Annotated in this window: 15 protein-coding genes; 7 read left to right on the top strand and 8 right to left on the bottom strand. The window is 67.6% G+C overall.

Going from position 1 to position 17,960, the window contains the following annotated elements:
* The first annotated feature begins 100 nt into the window (after nucleotides 1–100).
* The 3 genes from VAE54_RS10130 (at nucleotide 101) to VAE54_RS10120 (ending at nucleotide 2,990) form a co-directional block, all read left to right on the top strand.
* Nucleotides 101–769 (top strand): response regulator transcription factor, encoded by a 669-nt coding sequence (locus VAE54_RS10130; protein ID WP_322801842.1) that lies wholly within the window; start codon nucleotides 101–103, stop codon nucleotides 767–769.
* Between the two features lie 73 nt (nucleotides 770–842).
* Entirely contained in the window at nucleotides 843–1,952 is a 1,110-nt protein-coding gene (locus tag VAE54_RS10125; protein ID WP_322801841.1) for a HAMP domain-containing sensor histidine kinase, read from the top strand.
* Between the two features lie 105 nt (nucleotides 1,953–2,057).
* Entirely contained in the window at nucleotides 2,058–2,990 is a 933-nt protein-coding gene (locus VAE54_RS10120) for a DMT family transporter (protein WP_322801840.1), read from the top strand.
* A 69-nt stretch (nucleotides 2,991–3,059) separates the two neighbouring features.
* Here VAE54_RS10120 and VAE54_RS10115 read toward each other — a convergent pair whose 3' ends face one another.
* On the bottom strand, nucleotides 3,060–4,472 hold the full coding sequence (locus tag VAE54_RS10115; RefSeq protein WP_322801839.1) for a class II fructose-bisphosphate aldolase: 1,413 nt from the start codon (nucleotides 4,470–4,472) through the stop codon (nucleotides 3,060–3,062).
* A gap of 826 nt (nucleotides 4,473–5,298) precedes the next feature.
* On the opposite strand from VAE54_RS10115, the gene lgt reads away from it, so the two are divergent.
* From lgt to VAE54_RS10095, 4 genes are all read left to right on the top strand, one after another.
* On the top strand, nucleotides 5,299–6,183 hold the full coding sequence (gene lgt, locus VAE54_RS10110) for a prolipoprotein diacylglyceryl transferase (protein WP_322801838.1): 885 nt from the start codon (nucleotides 5,299–5,301) through the stop codon (nucleotides 6,181–6,183).
* Between the two features lie 63 nt (nucleotides 6,184–6,246).
* Nucleotides 6,247–8,187, top strand: a complete 1,941-nt coding sequence (locus VAE54_RS10105; protein ID WP_322801837.1) for a chloride channel protein — start codon at nucleotides 6,247–6,249, stop codon at nucleotides 8,185–8,187.
* A 54-nt stretch (nucleotides 8,188–8,241) separates the two neighbouring features.
* Nucleotides 8,242–8,865 carry a hypothetical protein gene (locus VAE54_RS10100; protein ID WP_322801836.1) on the top strand — a complete coding sequence of 208 codons (624 nt, stop codon included), beginning with the start codon at nucleotides 8,242–8,244 and terminating at the stop codon, nucleotides 8,863–8,865.
* Nucleotides 8,862–10,073 carry a glycosyltransferase gene (locus VAE54_RS10095; protein WP_322801835.1) on the top strand — a complete coding sequence of 404 codons (1,212 nt, stop codon included), beginning with the start codon at nucleotides 8,862–8,864 and terminating at the stop codon, nucleotides 10,071–10,073. The genes VAE54_RS10100 and VAE54_RS10095 overlap by 4 nt, the downstream gene beginning before the upstream one ends.
* Nucleotides 10,074–10,206: 133 nt before the next feature.
* Here VAE54_RS10095 and VAE54_RS10090 read toward each other — a convergent pair whose 3' ends face one another.
* From VAE54_RS10090 to VAE54_RS10060, 7 genes are all read right to left on the bottom strand, one after another.
* Nucleotides 10,207–11,064 carry a DMT family transporter gene (locus VAE54_RS10090; RefSeq protein WP_322801834.1) on the bottom strand — a complete coding sequence of 286 codons (858 nt, stop codon included), beginning with the start codon at nucleotides 11,062–11,064 and terminating at the stop codon, nucleotides 10,207–10,209.
* Nucleotides 11,065–11,341: 277 nt separating this feature from the next.
* A complete protein-coding gene (asd, locus tag VAE54_RS10085; RefSeq protein ID WP_322801833.1) occupies nucleotides 11,342–12,397 on the bottom strand; it encodes an aspartate-semialdehyde dehydrogenase in 1,056 nt (351 codons plus the stop codon).
* Between the two features lie 66 nt (nucleotides 12,398–12,463).
* Nucleotides 12,464–14,149 carry a dihydroxy-acid dehydratase gene (gene ilvD / locus VAE54_RS10080; protein ID WP_322801832.1) on the bottom strand — a complete coding sequence of 562 codons (1,686 nt, stop codon included), beginning with the start codon at nucleotides 14,147–14,149 and terminating at the stop codon, nucleotides 12,464–12,466.
* Between the two features lie 141 nt (nucleotides 14,150–14,290).
* Complete coding sequence (leuB, locus tag VAE54_RS10075; protein ID WP_322801831.1) at nucleotides 14,291–15,373, bottom strand: 3-isopropylmalate dehydrogenase; 1,083 nt, start codon at nucleotides 15,371–15,373, stop codon at nucleotides 14,291–14,293.
* A gap of 110 nt (nucleotides 15,374–15,483) precedes the next feature.
* Nucleotides 15,484–17,037 carry a citramalate synthase gene (gene cimA / locus VAE54_RS10070; protein WP_322801830.1) on the bottom strand — a complete coding sequence of 518 codons (1,554 nt, stop codon included), beginning with the start codon at nucleotides 17,035–17,037 and terminating at the stop codon, nucleotides 15,484–15,486.
* Between the two features lie 236 nt (nucleotides 17,038–17,273).
* A complete protein-coding gene (gene leuD / locus VAE54_RS10065; RefSeq protein ID WP_322801829.1) occupies nucleotides 17,274–17,777 on the bottom strand; it encodes a 3-isopropylmalate dehydratase small subunit in 504 nt (167 codons plus the stop codon).
* An 11-nt stretch (nucleotides 17,778–17,788) separates the two neighbouring features.
* Nucleotides 17,789–17,950, bottom strand: coding sequence for a hypothetical protein (locus VAE54_RS10060; RefSeq protein ID WP_322801828.1), 162 nt, complete (start codon nucleotides 17,948–17,950; stop codon nucleotides 17,789–17,791).
* Nucleotides 17,951–17,960 lie beyond the last annotated feature (10 nt).

The raw sequence follows: 17,960 nt of genomic DNA, 5'->3' as shown, positions 1-17,960 counted from the left end.
GAAGCGAACCATCCGACCGATAAGGTCGCAATATCCGCGGGAAACCCGTCGCTCTCCGAGGCGGGAACGGAAGCGGTGTGAGCCTGAGAGCGAGGCGAGCATGCGTCTGTTACTGGTGGAAGACGATCCGTCGTTGCGGGAGACCCTGGCGGATCAGCTTCGGCGGGAGGGTTTTGAGGTGATCGCCACCGGGGATGGCGGGGAGGCGCTGGAGCTGGCCCGCGCGCTCCAGCCCGATCTGATCATTCTCGACCTCATGCTGCCCACGCTGGATGGCCTTTCGGTCTGCCGGATCCTCCGCCGGGAAAGCGATGTCCCCATCCTGATGCTCACAGCTCGCAGCGGGCCGGTGGATCGGATCATCGGGCTGGAGGTGGGGGCCGACGATTATGTGGTGAAGCCCTTCCACGTCGGGGAGCTGATCGCCCGCGTCCGGGCCCTCCTCCGTCGGGTTCGGGGTCGCCCGGCGACGACGTTGACCGCGGGGGATCTGACTCTGGATCTGCTGGCCCGCAAGGCCTATAAGGGCGGCCAGGAGCTCCGCCTCACCCTCAAGGAGTTCGACCTCCTGGCCGCCCTGATTCAGAACCGCGGCCGCGTCCTCAGCCGCGCCTTCCTGCTTGAACGGGTCTGGGGGGTGGAACACCCGGTGGATACCCGAACGGTGGACACCCATATCCGCTGGCTTCGGGAGAAGATCGAGGAAGATCCCGCACATCCCCGGCGGATCGTCACGGTGCGAGGGATCGGTTATCGCTTTGAAGGTTGATCGGCGGGGGGATGGGCAGGCGGCCAGAACCGCCCGTCTTGTCCTCCTCGATCCTTTTTCGAATGGCTCAGCGATGATGATCGGGATCCCACTTCTCCTGGGGATTCTCCTGCTGGGAGCGCTGGCTGGTTTGCTTGTCCTCCATCGCCGGCAGCGCCAGCTGGAAGAGGCGGTCCGGGAGGCGCAACGGGCGCGACGGGCGCTGGCCGCCGAGTGCGATCGCATCGCGTCCTGGCTGGAAGGGTTGAAGCCGGGCGGGGTGGAGGCGCTCCTTCTGCTCGACCGGGACCAGCGGATCCTGTGGGCGAACCATCCGGCGATGGAGCAGCTGAACGCCCGGCCGGGCCGCGCCCTGCTGGAAGCGATCCCCTCCCCCGAACTGGAGACGCTCCTGAACGCGACGGGGACCGCCGAGATCCGGTGGAGGGATCGCTGGTGGCTGGGCACCAGCTGGGCGTGGTCCGGGGGCTGGGGGCTGGCGCTGATCGATATCACGCGCCAGCGGGAAGCGGAACGGGCACGGCGGGAGCTCACGGCCAATGTCGCCCACGACCTGCGAACGCCCCTCGCCACGATCCGTCTGTTGCTGGACGAGCTGAAGCCGGCGGATCCTCTTCCGGCCTCCTGGGAGCGCCTGACCGGTGAGCTGGACCGGCTGATCCGGCTGGTCAACACGTTGCTGGATCTGGCCCGTCTGGAGGCCGGGGAATGGCCCCTGGCGTATGAAGCCCTGGAGATCCGCCCCTGGGTGCAGAGCTGGATCGAGCGGTTCGCTCCTCTGTGGCAGGCCAAGGGCTTAACGGTTCAACAGGACCTTCCGGAAGGCCTCCGGGTGTGGGCGGATCCGGAATGGGCGGGACGGGCGCTGGGGAATCTCATAGACAATGCCATCCGGTTCACGCCCCCTGGGGGTGAGGTGCGGGTGCGGGCCTGGTCGGAGGGGGAATGGGTGGCGATTGAGGTGTCGGATACCGGGCCCGGGATCCCGCCGGAGGATCTCCCCCGGATCTTCGAGCGCTTCTATCGCCGGGATCGCCATCGGGGAGGGGGCGGCAGCGGCCTTGGGCTGGCCATCGCCCGCCACGCGGTGGAGGCCCATGGGGGCCGCATTCAGGCCTTCAGCGAGCCTGGGCGGGGCGCCTGCTTCGTGTTCACCCTGCCCGCGGTTTCGGAGAGGGTCTGAACCGCTCCGCCGATTCTCTCTGAGCGGCTGGGTTTTTCGCAGCAGGGGCATCAAGGCGGATTGCTCCCCACGCGGGAGCTCCGCTCTTCTCCAGAGGAGGCGGGGATGGAGCCAGCGAAGGCAGGGATCTCCCGGAAGCGGGGGGCGCTGGGCGCTGGGGAATCGATCGGGATCGGCATGCTCCTGGTCAACCTGGCCACCTTCACCTGGGCTACGAATATGACCCTGGGGCGATGGCTGCGCGATAGCATCGGCCCGCTGACGTTATCGGCCCTCCGATTCCTCATCGCCACGTTTTGCTTTGCATGGCTGCTCCGGTCCCGCCCGCTGGAGGACCGACGCCCGGGCGCGGATGCCCCCCTTCTTCTCGCGATGGCCCTGACCGGCGTGGCGCTTTTCGCCCCCACGCTCTACTGGGGCCTGCGTTACACCACCGCGGTGAACGCCACCCTGATCAACGGCCTGGGCCCGCTGATCACCGGCCTTCTCGCTGCCCTCCTCATCCGGGAACCCCTGACGCCCCGCCAGCTGACGGCTGCCCTCCTGGGGCTTCTCGGGGTGATCGTGGTGATCTCCAACGGCGAAGGGACGTTCTGGGAAACCTTCCACGGCAATCTCGGGGATCTGCTGGTGCTGATGGCGCTCACGCTGTGGGGGATCTACTCGGTGCTGGGGCGGAAGGTGATGGCCCGACGCTCGGCGATCTCCACCACGGCCTTATCGATGGCCCTGGCCCTGCCGCTCTTAATCCCCGCCGCGCTGGTGGAGCAGCTCTCCTTCCCGCTCCGCTGGCGCCCGGAGGTCGCGCTGGCCGTGCTCTATATCGGGGTCGCTCCGACGGTGCTGGGCTTTCTCGCCTGGAACGAGGGGGTGCGCCGTCTGGGACCCGGCGGTGCCATGATGTTCTACAACACCCTGCCGATCTATGGGGCGCTGCTGGGGCACTTTCTGCTGGGGGAGCCGCTCGGGCTCTCCCATTTCCTCGGGGGGGCTCTGATCATCGGCGCCGGCCTGTGGGCCGCCCGCGCCGGTCGCTAAACCGGTCGCTAAAGAAGGGGGCGGCGGGGTGGGCAGCAAAGCCATCCGCCCCGCCGCCCCGAAACCCGGCTAATCCGCCAGGCCTTCCACCTCTTCGTGAGAACGGCGAAGCTCCGGGGCTGCGGGCATGGCCCGGGGGAAGGGAACGGCTCGCACCCATTGTGCGACCAGCTCCCGCGTGCCGGCCACGGCCAGCCGCTCAAAAAGCAACGCGAAACGGGCTTCGAGGGCCTCGCGGATCGGACCCCGGACTTCCTCGGGCAGCTCCCAGAACGCCTGCTTGAACGGCCCCCACGCCCGCTTGCGGGCCTTGTAATAGAACTGCTCCTCGGTCTCCCCAGGCTTCCACTCATCCGCATGGTGCGCCCGCAGGTAGGCGTAGATCTCCTCCCGGAAGGCCGCGGGCAGCAGATCGAAGACCAGGTTCTGGAAGCCGGTGGCCAGATGGACTTCGCAGGCCTCGCATTCCACGAACTTGTGGAAAGCCTCCTCCGGCAGGGTGCTGGCCCCATGCTGCACCGCGCCCGCCAGCCCGTATTCCAGACGCGCCGCTCGGGAAAGGGCCCGGAGCGCCTCGAAGTCGATGGCCACCTGGGCCAGCCGCCCGTCCGGCAGCACCACCCCGCCGTGGGTGGTGCCCGTCTGCACGCTGATCTTGCTGATCCCCACCGCATCGCCCAGATGCCGGCGGTAGCCGTCCATGAAGGCCCGCAGCTCTTCCACGGTGCTGTTTTTCCCGCCCACTTCCCCGATCTCCCCACCCACCGAGATCGTCACACCGGGCGGTTCGATGGAGCGGATATAGCGGGTCAGCTCGGCGCAAAGGGTGTAATTCAGCCGCTGCTGTTCATCCAGCGTGGGCTTCGAGAGATCCACCAGGGTGGAGGTGTCGATATCGATATTGAAGAAACCGGCCGCAACCGCCTCGGCGGTGAGATCCCGCACGGCCTGGAGTTCCCGCTCGGGGTCTTTGGCGTAAGCCTTTGCGGAGATCTGGAAGTGATCGCCCTGGAGGAAGAGCGGCCCGCGGAACCCTTCCTTAATGGCTGCGGCGGCGATCACGGCAGCGTATTCCTCCGGCCGTTGATCGGTGTAATGGATCTCACTGCGGGCGATCTCGAAAATGATCGCGCCGGCATCCAGGCGGAGAGCGGCCCGGAAGGCGGCCCGGGCCATCTCATAGGTCATCCCCCGCAGGTTCATGGCGGGCACGGTGAAAGTGGGGGGAATCTCGCCCCGACCCCGCGCGGCGTAAAGCTCATGGATGGATGCCGGCATGATCCCCAGGGCCTCGCCGATGCGGAAGATCCATCGGCGGGCCTCCGCTTTCTCCGCCGGGCTCCCGAAGACGGCCTGGCGGACCAGGAGGTCGATCCCCTCCTGCCGGATCCAGGCGGGATCCCGCACCTCCACTTGGTCGCCCTTCAGGGCCATGGCCTCGCTCCACCCTGGATGCTGGAGAAGACTTCGCATCTCATGCATTCGATCGCCTCCTTCGGATCGGGATCATCGACGCAGGCTCTCTTTCCGCCTCCTTTGGGGAAGATCCGGGCGTATCACCCGGCCTTCCTTTTCCTGTTCCTGGGGCGCTGAAGGGGTTCGGGTTTTTCCTCCTCGGGGGGAGCCCCAGCGCGATGGGCTCGGGCTCGCCTCGGCGCGGATGAGCTTGCCTCCGCTTTTTCCCCTTTCGTCCGCTTTCCACGCCGCCGGCTGAGGGGTTCAATCGATCCCTCCAGGGATGGAGTCTCCCCGGTCGAGGGGGTGACCGGTTCCAGAGCTTCAGGTTCCTCCGCGGTCTCCCCTTGGGGAGCCGGGGCGGGTGAGGGGGCGGCGGAGGGGGCTGGGGCTTCCGGGCCGGCCTCCGCTCCGGCAGGGGCTTCGACCGGAGCCGGTGCGGCCCGGCGGAGCTCGGCCAGCCCGATCTTGACCACGCGGCGGCAGAAGGGGCACTCGCGGGTGCCGTAGCGGGCGTTTGCCGCCAGCGCCTGGGCCAGGATCGCCCCGGCCTCCTCCCGGGAGATGGAGAAGGGCCGGCCACAATAAGGACATCGGGTGCGCAGCATGGATGCCTCCCGATGGATCTGAAAGGGCGATTTCCGATCGGACAACGTCCGTCTCACGCCTATTTTAGCCCGAACCCTTCCGGCCAGCCCCTGGCGATCCCTTTGGCCTCTCTTTCACCCGAAGGCTCCGGTAGCAGCAGGAGATCGGCGCTCGAAAACGAGGATGGCGCTCCCCGGCGATCGGAGAGGCCATGAGGCTATAATGGGGGAGATGCAGTCGATCCGACGCATGCCGGGAGGTCCCTATGTTCTGTCCGCCGGGAACCACGGGAGCGATCCTCTGTGTGGGCAACTTCGCCATTCGGGCCTATGGTCTCCTGTTGATGATCGGGATCCTGCTCGGCGCATGGCTGGCCGCCGCGGAGGCCCGCCGGCGTGGGGAGAATCCCGATCATGTGTGGGATGGCCTGCTGGTCGTCTTCCTCCTGGGGCTGATCGGCGCCCGCCTTTACCATGTGTTCTCCAACCCCGAGGGCGCCGTCGGATGGTCCTATTACCGGGAGAACCCGATCAAGATCCTTTACATCTGGGAGGGGGGGCTGGCCATTTATGGGGCCCTCATCGGAGGGCTGATCGGATTCTTCCTTTACGCCTACCGTCATCGGCTGGCGATCTGGCGCTGGCTGGACATCGTGGCCCCCTCGATCCTGGTGGGCCAGGCCATCGGCCGCTGGGGGAACTTCTTTAATCAGGAGCTCTACGGCCCCCCCACTACGCTGCCCTGGGGGATTCCCATCCCCCTCGAGCGTCGATTGCCTCAGCATCTGACCCTGCCGCCGGAGACGCGCTTCCATCCGGTGTTCCTCTACGAGTCGCTGTGGAACACCATCGGGTTCCTCATCCTGTTCAACGTAAGCCGGCGGCTGGGGCATCGCCTTCGGGATGGAGATCTTTTCGCCCTTTATCTGGTCTGGTATCCGGTGGGCCGTCTCTGGATCGAGACCCTGCGGCCGGACGCCTGGAAACTGGGGAATATCGCCGCGGCTCAGGTCTTCTCCCTGATCGCCCTGGCGGCCGGGCTGGCCATCCTGATCCGGAACCGGCTTGTTCTCCGTTTCCAGAAAGCCGGAGGGGGCCCCGGGGCGGAGGTCGGCTGGTCGGAATCCCAGGCGGAGAGCCCCAAGGCGTGAAATATGAGGGGATGGCTTCGCTGGCCTCGTCTCCGAATCCATCTCTCTGAGAATGCCTTCACCATGATCCTGGCCTCCGTTGTCGGCCTCGGGGCGGGGGTTGGCGTGGTCCTCTTCCGCCGCGCGGTGGAGGGGTTGTCCCAGGGGCTCTACACCCTCACCTTCCTCAACCGCTGGCCATCCGGGGGATGGATCCGGGTTCTTATCCCCATGTTCGGCGGGCTTGCTGTCGTAGCCATCCTCCGCATATCCCGGGAGCGGGAGGAGATGCCCGGAGTCGCCGGCCTGATCCTGGCCATCGCCACCGCGGGCGGGCGTCTTCCTTATTGGAAAATCCCCGGGAAGATCCTGGCGGCCATCCTCTCCATCGGCACAGGAGCCTCCGTTGGGCCGGAGGATCCCAGCGTCCAGATCGGGGCGAACCTGGGGTCGGCTCTGGGTCAGCGATTGCGGGTTTCCGAGGATTCCATGCGCTTGCTGGTGGCCGCTGGCGCAGCGGGAGGGATCGCCGCCGCTTTCAACGCGCCGATCGCGGGGGTTCTCTTCGCCACGGAGATCCTGCTGGGGGAATTCGCTGTCGCCCCGATCACGGCCCTGGTTCTGGCCGCAGTGGCCGCCGCCCTGGTCGCCCAGATGTTCTTGGGACCCCATCCGGCGTTTGAGGTGCCTGCTTACGCGTTCCGTCATCCCCTGGAGCTTCCGCTGTATCTGATCCTCGGTCTGGCGGCCGGATTGATCTCTACGGTTTACATCCGGTTGCTGTATGGAATGCGGGAGGCCGCGGGCCGCCTCTCCCTCCCGGACTGGATCCGAACGCCTGCGGCCGGGTTGATCCTGGGCCTGATCGGGCTGGTTGCGCCCCAGGCGCTGGGGGTTGGCTATTCCACCATCGAAGCCGTGTTGCAGGGGGAGCCCTGGCGCCCGGAGCTGGCCCTGGCGCTGATGTTCCTCAAGATGATCCTGACGCCGTTCTCCCTGGCCGCCGGATTTGTGGGCGGCGTGTTCGCCCCGGCCCTGTTCGTCGGGGCGATGCTGGGCTACGGATATGGGGCGCTCCTTAAGGATCTGATCCCGGCCTGGGTGGCTCCTCCCTCGGCCTACGCAATGGTCGCGATGGCGGCGGTGCTGGCGGGAGCGGTGCGCGCCCCGTTCACCGCCACCTTGCTGCTCTTTGAGATGACCCGGGATTACCGGATCATCCTTCCCCTGATGGCCGCTGTGGGCCTCAGCACGGTCCTGAGCGAGCAGTTGCAGCCGGGCAGCCTGTATACGGAGGCCCTGCGCCGACGGGGCCTTCGCCTCTCCCGGGGACGCGATGTGGATGTCATGGAGGGGATCCGGGTGGAAGAGGTCATGAACCCCAGCGTCGTTCGGATCCCCTCGGAGATGAGGGTGGAGGCAGCACTGGAGGCCCTCACCCACCATCGTCGGCGAACGGCCATCGTGGAAACTGTGGAAGGACGGCTATGGGGGATCGTGACGCTGCGAGACCTGGAAATGGCTCTGATGGATGGGAAGTCAGAGGAGCCAGTGGGGCGGATCGCCAGGCGCCCTGTGATTACCGTGTTCCCCGATGAAAGCATGGCGGAGGCTGTCCGGCGGATGAGCGCATGGGATATCGGGCAGGTCCCTGTGGTGAGCCGGGAGGATCCTCAGCGGGTGATCGGGATCGTGCGGCGGGAGGAAGTGGTGCGGGGGTATGATCTGGCCCTGGCCCGGAAGCGCCTGCTGCAGCATCGCCTGGACCAGATCCGATTGCACGCCTTAAGCGGCGTGGAGATCCTCGAAGTCCCCGTGGGAGCCGACGCGCCCGCTGCCGGACGGCCCCTGGGAGAAATCTCCTGGCCATCCGGATGCCGGATCGCGGTGGTCCGGCGGAAGTCCCTCTCCCTGATCCCGGATGGCCGCTTGATCCTTCAACCCGGAGATCTGGCGGTCCTGATCGGGGAGCCGGAGGCCCTGAAGGAGGCCCGACGGCTGCTATCCGCCAGCTCATCGGGGTGAATCCAGGCCAGCGAATCACGCTTTCCATTCGAGCGGCAGAGCGAAGGAAGATCGATGATCTCCTGGAAAGGGGTGGGGCTGATCCTGAGCGGCGCCCTGGTCGCCGCCCTCGGCGCGGCGCTCTGGGTTTCGCGGGCGGAGGAGGGTGATCCCTTCTGCGCGGGCTGCCATCTGCGCCCGGAGACCACCTACGTTGGCCGGGCGATGGCCGCCCGGGAAGGGCGGCCCGCGGACCTCGCCGCCGCCCACGCGGCCGCCGGGATCTCCTGCGTGGGATGCCATCGGGGCGATCAATCCCTTCCCCATCGCGCCGTTGCCCTCGCCCTGGGTGCATGGAATACCGCCCGCACGCCGCTCGTCCCCCCGGATACGCCCCGCCATCCGGTTCGCCTTTCCTTCCTTCCGGAGGCCGGATGCCGGCTCTGTCACATCCGTGAGCCGGAACGCGGGGGCGTGTCCCCCGGAGAACCGAATCCGGTGACCGTTCCGACCTTCGAGAACCACTTTCACACGGACCTGCTCCGGCCGGACCTTCGGACGTCGGTGGGCTGCGTGGATTGCCACCCTTCGCATATAGAGAGCCTGGAGCCTTTCTTCACGATCCGGGAAGCGGTGATCCCGGCCTGCGAGCGCTGCCATCGGGAGGTCGGCCGGGGACCCCTTCGAATGGGACCATGAAGCCTCAGCGCTGGCTCTTCATCTCGATCCCTTTATGGGGCCACCTGGATTATGGGGGTTACCTGGATCTGGCGGTGGCGCTGGCTCGACGGGGCCATCGGGTGCTCTGGGCCAGCGGATCCCTGGTGCAGGAAGCCGTGGTCCGTCGGGGCCTCCCCTTTGCCCTGTTGCCCTCCGTGGGCTGGCGATGGCTGCCCCCGCTCCCGCCGGATGTCCCTCCCACGGAGCGGGCGCGACGGCGGCGGGAGCGGGCGCTGGAGGCCTGGCTCCAGCCTGAGGCGCATGCGCGGGCGCTGCGCGCCCTGAGCTCCCTGATCGAAACCTGGCGCCCGGATTGGATCGTGGCGGAGCCTTTCGCCGGCGTCGCGGCCTGGGCCGCGGAGCGATACGAGCTTCCTCTGATCGTCGTGGGGTTCCCCGCCGGGCGCTGGCCGGCCCCCGCCACTCCGGAGGCCCAAATCGAGGTGGAAGCGGCCCAAGCCCGGCTGGCGGAGATCGCCGCGCGCCTCGGGTTAACCGCCCGCTTCTGGCGGGTGGATCCTTTTCCCCAGATCACCTCTCCGTATGCGCACATCGTCTTCTTCCCGGTTCGCTGGTTCATCGATCTGGACCGCCTGGATCCCCAGAACCGGTTCTTCGGGGGACGTCGGAAGGCCTCGACGGTGCCATCCCCCCCACGCGCGCGCCCCCGTGTCCTGATCACCCTGGGCAGCACCTTCACCGCGGATCCCGCCTTCTTCATTGGGGCGGCTCGCGCGGTGCAGGCCCTGGGCGGCGAGCCCCTCCTGGTTCTGGGGCGGAGCCCCTTCGCCCCCGGGCTTCGGGAGGCTGTGGCGCGAGCGCTTCCGGATCTCCCGCTCTGGGATTGGGTGGATTACCCCGCCCTGTTCCCGCAGCTGGATCTGGTGATCCACCATGGGGGGATGGGGACTACCCATGCCGCCCTGGTTTACGGCGTCCCCCAGCTCATGGTTCCGCATGCGGGGGAACAGCACCTGCAGGCCCGTCGGGCGGTGGCGGCGGGGGTTGGCCTGGTGCTATGGCCTTCCGAGGCCACGCCCCGTCAATGGCAGGAACACATCGCCGTCCTGCTCCGGGAACCTGCCTTCCGGGAGCGGGCGCGGGACTGGGCACACCGCATGGAGGCCGCCGGCGGCGTAGAGGAAGCCGCGGCCTGGTTGACGGAGTGGGCACATCGCGCCGAGTGAAATCGGCCTCCCCAGGCGCTTTGCGCCGAACGTCGGCCTTCGCCGACGCGGGAAGCCTTTTGGCCGGCGGAGGCCGGCCACGGGCCGAAGGCCTCTGGAGGTCGAATTCCTTCGACAGCACCCCCCGCTCCGCTCATCGCCCGGCCAGGAACACCCCGGCCAGGATGAGCGCCATGCCCCCGAGGAGCCAGCCGGAGAGGGGTTCCCCGAGCCCGATCGCTCCCCAGAGCACCGCAAAGATGGGGTTGAGATACACCACCAGGGAAACCCCTACCACCCCCACCCGCTGGAGCAGCCCGTAATACAGCACATAGGCGATCGCAGTGCCCAGGACCGCCAGGAGGATCAGGGCAGCGAGGGACTCCGGCGCTGGGGAGAGCCTCCATGGCTGATCCAGGACCAGACTGAAAGGCAGCAACAGCGCCCCACCCCAGCCCAGCTGACCGATGGCCGCGTCCACTGGCGAGACCCCCCGCAGGGCTCGCCGCGCGTAAACGGTGGCCGCGGCGTAGGAAAGGGCGGCTGCCACCACGGCTCCTTCGCCGATCAGGTGTGCATGGGATGCCCGCTGGAGATCCGGAAACAGCAGGATCAGGATCCCCAGGAAGCCGAGGACCAGACCGGCCAGCTGGCGCCGGGACGGCCGTTCCTCCCGGAGCCCGATGGCGGTGAATCCGGCCGCCCAGAGCGGCATGGTGGCCACCAGCACCCCGGCCAGCCCGCTGGGGATGGTCTGCTCACTCCAGGCGATCAGCGTATGGGGCAGCGCGGCGTTGAACAGCCCCATCGTCAGGTAAGCGTCCCCCGGCGGATCCGCCCGGGGGCCAGGACGGATCCGCCGGAACAATCCAAGGAGGGCGGCGGCGATCAGCAGCCGCCCCGTCACGAAAGTCAGAGGCGGGATCGTCCGCACTCCCAGGGCGAAAAACAGATACGAGGCGCCCCAGATCGCCCCCAGCGTGAGCAATGCGAACACATCTCCCGCGCGCATCCTTCCTCCCCGGGATCCCCCGCCGGAACTCATGTTCCCTATCATAACTCACAAGGCTCTGCAGACGCTCCTGAGAGGAGCCGTTGTGGGAGGTTCCTGCGGATCTGGCGGAAGACATCCATGGGGAAGACATCGCCGGGGTGGCGCTGTTCCCAGCGCTCCTGACGGGGTGAGGCCTGGAAGCTGCCACCCGTCCCCCGCGGTGAGATCAGGAAGTGGGCTCCCGGGGATCGGGGATCATCAAAGGCGGTCCCCCATCCCCGGGAGGCCCATGCCGCTATACCCTCCCCATCCAGCGCAGAGTAGCTTCGGCGTTGAAGAGGGCGGCGCCGGCGGCGCCTCGGATGGTGTTGTGGGTGAGGGCCACGAATTTCAGGGTGAAGACCGGACACGGCTGCACCCGTCCCACCACCACGCTCATCCCGCCCCCTGTCATGCGATCCAGGCGGGGCTGGGGCCGATCCGGCTCTGTCCGCACCACGATCGGCTGGGCCACCGCGCTCGGGAGATCCGCCACTTCCTCCGGCGGACGGTAGCCGTTCATCGCCCTCACGGCTTCCTCGGGGCGGATCGCTTCCTCCAGCTCCACCGACAGACAGACCAGATGTCCATCCAGGGTGGGAACCCGATTCGTCTGCGCGCTCAGGCGCACCGGCGCTGCTTCCACCCTCCCGTCCTGCAGTTTCCCCAGCAGCTTGCGGGGTTCCGTTTCCAGCTTCTCTTCTTCCCCCGGAATATAGGGGAGGACGTTGTCGGCGATCTCAACGGCGGAGACGCCGGGATAGCCGGCGCCGGAGAGGGCCTGCAGGCTTACGAGATGCACCCGCCGGACGCCATAGGGCATCAGGGCTTTGAGGGGGAGGACCGCCGCGGTGGTGGTGCAGTTGGGGTTCGTGATCAGGGCGCCGGACCAGCCCCGGCTTTCGCGCTGGTGGGAGAGCAACCCCAGGTGATCGAAGTTGACATCCGGCATCACCAGGGGCACATCCGACGTCATCCGGTAGGCGGAAGCGTTGCTGGCCACCAGATAGCCCGCGGCGGCGAACCGGGGCTCCACCTCCCGGGCGATGTCGGAGGGGAGGGCGGAGATCACGATCTCCGCGTCGAACCCCGGCTCCGTCGGCTGCACGACCATGCGGGCGGCCCAGTCTGGCATCGGAGCGCTCAGCAGCCAGCGACACGCCTCGCCATACGGGCGGCCCACCGAGCGATCGGACCCCGTCAGCGCGACCACCCGAAACCATGGATGACGGTCCAGCAGGTGCACCAGCCACTGGCCGACCATCCCCGTCGCGCCCAGCACCGCGACTCGAAAGGAAGGTTTCGCGCTCATCGAGTTCTGCCCCGTGCGGATGCCGTTCTCTGGAGGTCAAAGTGATCGGCGTCTTGCTTCCCGGATTTACCCTTCGCAAATGGCCCCCCGGGCGGCGGAGGAGACCAGGCGGGCGTATTTGGCGAAAAGCCCCCGGGTATACTTTGGCGGCGGCGGGGTCCAGGCCGCCCGGCGCCGGGCCAGTTCCTCTTCGGAAAGCTCCACGTTCACCACCCGGCGATCCACATCGATCTCGATGATGTCGCCATCCTGGAGCAGCGCCAGCGGGCCTCCCACCGCGGCCTCCGGCGAGATATGGCCGATCATCAGCCCGTGGGTGGCTCCGGAGAACCGACCGTCCGTCAGGAGGGCCACCTCATCTTTCAGGCCCTGCCCCACCAGGGCGGCGGTGACCACCAGCATTTCCCGCATCCCCGGCCCGCCCTTCGGGCCTTCGTAACGCACCACGACGACATCGCCCGGCCGGATCCGGCCGGTGTTGACCGCCTGGAAGGCGTCCTCTTCCCGATCGAAGACGCGCGCCGGGCCGCGGTGATAGCGTTTGGTGGTCCCCGTGATCTTCAGGACGCCGCCCTCGGGGGCCAGGTTGCCGCGCAGGATGACGTAGCCGCCGGTGGGGTGCAGGGGGCGGCTGACCGGCCGGACAACATCCTGATCCTCCGGGAAGACCACGCCGGCCAGGCGCTCGGCGATGGTCTCGCCGGTGACGGTGCGGCAGTGCCCGTGCAGCAGCCCGGCATGGAGCAGGGCCTTCATCACCACGGGCACGCCGCCGATGCGATCCACATCGGCCATCACGTAACGGCCCGCGGGTTTCAGGTCCGCCAGATGAGGCGTTCGCTCGCTGACCCGCTCGAAGTCCTCCAGGGTGAGGGGAACCCCGGCCTCGTGGGCGATGGCCAGCAAGTGCAGGATCAGGTTCGTGGACCCGCCCATTGCGGCGGCCACAGCGATGGCGTTCTCGAAGGCTTCGCGGGTCATGATATCCCGGGGCCGGATGCCGGCCTCCAGGATGCGGACGATCGCCCGGCCGGTCTCGTAGGCCAGCTCCTCCCGGGCCCGGCTGGGGGCGACCGGCGCGGCCCCGTTGGGGAGGGTCAACCCCATCGCCTCGAAGGCGGAGGCCATGGTGTTGGCGGTGAACATCCCCCCGCAGGCGCCATAGGTGGGCACCGCGGCTTCCTCCAGCTCCCTCAGCTCCTCGAGGGTCATCCGGCCGCGGCTCACCGCCCCCACCGCCTCGAAGACGTCCTGGATGGTCACCGCCCGCCCCCGCCAGTTCCCCGGGGGAACGCTTCCCCCATACAGGTAGATCGCGGGCAGGTTCAGGCGGGCCATGGCCATCACACAGGCCGGCTGCGTCTTATCACAGCCCCCGATGGTCACCAGGGCATCCAGCTGATAGGCGATGGCGGCGAGCTCGATGGAATCCGCGATTAGCTCCCGGCTGACCAGGGAAGCTTTCATGCCCTCATGGCCCATCCCGATGGCGTCGTTGGCCGGGACGGCGTTGAACTCAATGGGCGTTCCCCCGGCGTCCCGGATCCCCTGTTTGACGAGCTCAGCGAGGCGATGCAGATGATGATTGCAGGGTTGCGCCTCGAACCAGGTATTGGCGACCCCGATGAAAGGCCGGCGGAAGTCCTCGTCCCGGAATCCGACGGCCCGAAGCATGGCCCGATGCGGCGCGCGCTCCAGGCCCTCCGTCACCTGCGCGCTCCGATGCTTGCGACCGTTCGAAGGAATGGGCATGGTGAAACCTCCAGATCCGGATTGGAGCAGAAGCGGTGCTGCGGGTTTCATCCATGGGATTTCAGGGCTGCGCCGGGCACTGAAGGCGCTCCACCCGATCCCCGACCGCCTCAAAGGATCAGGGGACAGACAGCCGGCCGGTCATGCGCCGTCCAGGATATATCGGGCGATGGCCTCGCCCATCTCGCGCGTCCCGACGATGCAGGTCTCGCCGTCCGCGATGTCCCGGGTGCGGTAGCCCGCTTCCAGGGCCGCTTCCACCGCCTCTTCGATCGCCCGGGCCTCCGCCTCCAGGCCGAAGCCGTAGCGCAACATCAAAGCCCCGCTCAGGATCGCCCCGATCGGGTTGGCCAGGTTGCGCCCGGCGATATCCGGGGCGGAACCGTGCACCGGCTCGAAGAGGCCGGGCGGTTCTTCCCCCAGGGAGGCGGAGGGCAGCATCCCCATGGATCCCGCCAGCACCGCCGCCTCATCGGTCAGGATATCTCCGAACATATTTTCCGTCACCACGACATCGAAAACCGCTGGACGCCGGATCAGGTGCATGGCGAAGGCGTCCACCAGGAGGTGCTCCAGGGCGAGATCCGGGAATTCCCGCCGGACCACCGCTTCGGTCACCCGTCGCCAGAGGCGGGAGGCGGCCAGCACATTGGCCTTGTCCACAGAGGTCAGCTTCTTCCGGCGGCCCCGGGCGAGGCGGGCGGCCAGCCGGACCACGCGCTCGATCTCCGGCCGGGTGTAGCGCATCGTATCATACGCCTCCTCACCCTCCGGTCCGGCTTCCTGGCGGGGGCCGAAATACAGGCCCCCGGTCAGCTCCCGGACGAAGAGGATGTCCACCCCTCGCACGATCCCCTCTTTCAATGGGGTCGCATGGGTGAGGGCCGGGAACACCCGAACCGGACGGAGATTGGCGAACAGATCGAAGGCCTTGCGCAGGCCCAGGAGGCCCTGCTCCGGCCGCACCGGAGCCGTGGGATCATCCCACCGGGGCCCGCCAACGGCGCCCAGGAGGATCGCATCCGAGCGGCGACAGCGCTCCAGCGTTTCGGGGGGAAGGGGAGACCCCGTCGCGTCGATGGCGGCCCCGCCGATCAGCGCCTCGTGGAACTCAAAGCGATGCCCAAACCGATGCCCCACGGCCTCCAGGACCCGCAGGGCCTCCGTGGTGACCTCTGGTCCGATCCCATCTCCTGGCAGCACAGCGATCACGAAGCGTCCCATGGGATGCTTCCCAAATAGCGTTTCTCGGGAATATCAGGAGGGGCGAGCGCCTGGTGCGGCCGGCAACCCTTTCGGATTGGCCTGGCGCCGTGCGGAGACGGATACCGCAGCTATCCGATCCCGAACTCCAGGCTGTCCTGCAAGGCCAGGCGGCTGGCCTCCAGGATGTTCGTGGAGGCCCCGACCGTCCGCCACACCCGCTGGCCATCGGTGCTCTCGATCCACACCCGCACCCGGGCCGCTGTCCCGGCGTCCCCGTTCAGGATGTGAACCCGATAGTTGGTGAGGTGGATACGGGAGAGAACCGGATAGCGGGGAAGAAGAGCTTTGCGCAGCGCCGCGTCGAGGGCGTTGACCGGGCCGTTGCCCTCCGCGGCCGTGTGCACCGTCTCCCCATCCACCCGGACTTTCACCGCCGCCTCCGCAACCGGCTCCCGGCCGTCCCGGCGTTCCACCATCACGACGTAATCGAGGACCTCAAAAGGCGGGATGTAATCCGGCTGCGCGCGTCGCAGCATCAGGATCACCGAGGCCTCCGCATCTTCGAAATAGAAGCCCTCGTTCTCCAGGGCCTTGATGCGGCGCACCACCGCCTGCACCGCCGGATCATCGGGATCCAGCCGCAGCCCGAACTCCAGGGCCTTGGCCACGATGTTCCCGCGCCCGGAGAGCTCGGAGACCAGGACCCGTTTGACGTTGCCCACGCGGGCCGGATCGATGTGCTGATAGCTTTCTTCGACCTTGAGGATCGCCGCCACGTGGATGCCGCCCTTGTGGGCGAAGGCGCTGGCCCCCACATACGGTTGATGGGAATCGTGGGGCAGGTTCGCCACCTCAGCCACGAAGCGGGAAACTTCCGTCAGACGGGCCAGCTGCTCGTCGGTCACGCAGTCGATCCCCATCTTGAGCTTGAGGTTGGCGATGATGGAGATCAGGTTGGCGTTGCCGACCCGCTCCCCGTATCCGTTGATGGTCCCCTGCACCTGGCGAGCGCCCCGGCGGATGGCGGCCAGGGAGTTGGCCACGGCCAGCTCGCAGTCATTATGCGTGTGGATGCCCAGGGGGACGGAGACCGCGCGCTTCGCCGCATCGACCCCCTCTTCGATCTCCCAGGGCATGGATCCCCCGTTGGTGTCGCAGAGGACGATCCAGTCCGCCCCGCCCTCCTGGGCCGCCCGAAGGGTCGCCAGGGCGTAATCCGGATTCCGCTTCCACCCATCGAAGAAATGTTCGGCGTCGTAGACCACCTCCCGCCCGTGGGCCTTCAGGAAGGCCACGCTCTCCCGGATCATCGCCAGGTTCTCCTCCAGCGTGGTCTCCAGCACCCGATGGACGTGGAGATCCCACGACTTGCCGACCACGGTCACCACGGGGGTCTCCGCCTCCAGCAAAGCCTGCAGGTTCTCGTCCTCCTCCGCCCGCCGGCCGGGGCGCCGGGTCATCCCAAAGGCGGCGATCCGGGCGTGGCGAAGCGGCAGATGGCGGACCCGGCGGAAGTATTCCGCATCTTTCGGATTGGAGCCGGGCCAGCCCCCTTCAATGTAATGGATGCCCAGCTCGTCCAGCTTCTCCGTGATCCGGAGCTTGTCCTCAACAGTGAACGAAATGCCTTCGCGCTGGCTTCCATCGCGCAGCGTCGTATCGTAAAGCCAGACGGCCTCCATCGCGCACCTCCTCGACCGGTATGGGGTGGAAATGGGGATATGAGATCCGGCCGAACGCGGCGGCGATGGCGCGGGCGGCCCCGCTCAGGACCTCCATCCAGCGGTCCCAGCGCAGGGCAACCCGGGTCCACCTCCTTTCTCGACAGGGCATATGGACCTCCTCTGCATCCTGAAATGGGCACAGCGCGGTTCCTGTTCCGCGAGGCCGCCGAAGGCGGCGAAAGCCTCGGGAGGGCCTACGCTCGCTCCTGCTGCAGGCGAGCGCGGGTGTAAGGGATCAGCCCGCCGGCGCGGATCAGCTCCAGCATGAAGGGCGGGTAGGGCTTGGCGCGAAAGGTCTGGCCGGTCCGATGGTTGCGGATCTCCCCGGTGTCCAGATGGACTTCCAGCTCATCCCCCGGCGAGATGGCCTCCACGGCCTCCGGGCATTCCAGCACCGGGAGGCCGATGTTGATGGCGTTCCGGAAGAAGATGCGGGCGAACGATTTGGCGATCACACAGGAGACCCCGGCCGCCTTCAGGCTGATCGGCGCGTGCTCCCGGGAAGAGCCGCTCCCGAAGTTGCGTCCCGCCACCACGATGTCCCCCGGCTGCACCTTATGGGGAAACTCCGGATCGATCCCCTCCATGCAATGCGCGGCCAGCTCCTTCGGGTCCGTGGTGTTCAGGTAACGCCCCGGGATAATCACATCGGTGTCGATGTTGTCCCCGAAAACCCAGGCGCGCCCGTGGAAGCGCATGGCTTCCCTCCTCAATCCTCTTCGGGTTCGGTGAAGTTATAGCAGCCCATCATGCAATCCACCACCCAGTTCGTCGGATGGGAGCTGCGCGCGGGATCCTCCTCTGGATCCGCCTCCCAGGAGGGGATCGCTTCCTCCAGAAATTCCTCCCAGACCGAGCGCGAGTCCTTCATGGGATCTTCC

The organism is Thermoflexus sp. (genome assembly GCF_034432235.1).
Classification (GTDB): Bacteria; Chloroflexota; Anaerolineae; order Thermoflexales; family Thermoflexaceae; genus Thermoflexus.
Note: the sequence above shows the minus strand (reverse complement) of the source record. Positions and strands in the feature narration are given on the sequence as shown.